The 1,071-nt window shown below is 69.2% G+C and carries 2 protein-coding genes; one reads left to right on the forward strand and one right to left on the reverse strand.

What is annotated here, in order from left to right; all coding sequences use genetic code 11:
- Positions 1-419 (reverse strand): glycogen debranching N-terminal domain-containing protein (locus PKE99_RS37730; RefSeq protein WP_271215053.1); only part of this gene is annotated, 419 nt, incomplete at its 3' end.
- A 321-nt stretch (positions 420-740) separates the two neighbouring features.
- Here PKE99_RS37730 and PKE99_RS37735 point away from each other — a divergent pair.
- Positions 741-1,071, forward strand: a 331-nt coding sequence (locus PKE99_RS37735; protein ID WP_271215054.1) for an SRPBCC family protein, incomplete at its 3' end; no start/stop codon positions are given.

Below are 1,071 nucleotides of genomic sequence, written 5' to 3' on the forward strand. Positions count from 1 at the left end.
AACAGGTCCGCGAAATCGGCCTCGACGGCGACCGTGACGATGCACGTCGTCGGCTCGGCCCCCGGGTTGCGCAGCACCAGGTCCTCCCGGAGCCCGTTGCCGATCCGCCGCTCACGCTGCACCAGCAGGTTGGTGTCGGTCCGGCCGAACCGGCGGGAGAGCCGGCCGAGGAAGGTCGCGCGGTAGGGGTCGGGGGTCATCGCCGTCAGCGGGTCGGGGATCTCGCCGTCGACCCGCAGGTCCCAGCGGGACAGGATGCGGGTGTCACGGAAGAAGACGCCGCACGGCCCGGTGCCGCCGATGTCTCCGCCGGGCGTGCAGATGCAGAAGGACGAACCCTCGACCAAGGTCACCGCGCCCGCGCCGACGCGTGCCGGTTCGTTCTCCGGATTCCACTTCTCCGGCAGTGAGGCGCCCATCGTCACCGCTCTCCGTCGTCCCTGCGCAGACGTCCCACGTTCGTTCCGGCGGGCGACAACGGCAATCGGTCGTTCTGCCGATGGCGTGGGTCGGGCCCGCTGGCGGACGGGACCGCGGATCAGCTCGGGTGCGCGTGTTCTCGGTCCGCCGGTCCCCCTTCGATCCAGGCAGCGCGCTGCGCCGGTCTGCCGCGAATCAGTCGGAGTTGCCTCGGCGGTACAGGTGTGCAACGGCGTGCGGGTGGTACTTGCTGAGCTTGTTGCAGTCCCTCTTGTCTGCAACGGCAGTGTCGACCGGACACAGACGCCCAAGGAGGCTCGATGGATCTGACAGCGACGACGACGGTGCGCCGTCCTGTATCGGAGGTGTACACGTTCTGGCGTCGTCTGGAGAACCTGCCGTCGTTCATGGAGCACCTCGACGAGGTGCGGACGACGGGCGAGAACACCAGCACGTGGGTGGCGAGCGCCCCGTTCGACCGCAAGGTCGAGTGGGAAGCCGTGCTGACCGAGGACGTGGCGAACGAGCGGATCGGATGGCGCTCGGCCGAGGAGGCCGACGTCCCGAACCAGGGCACGGTGTCCTTCGTCCTCGCGCCCGACGGAAAGAGCACCGAGGTGCACGTGCACCTGGTCTACGACATCGGGGCGG

The organism is Pseudonocardia halophobica, from assembly GCF_027922425.1.
Lineage (GTDB): Bacteria > Actinomycetota > Actinomycetes > Mycobacteriales > Pseudonocardiaceae > Pseudonocardia > Pseudonocardia halophobica.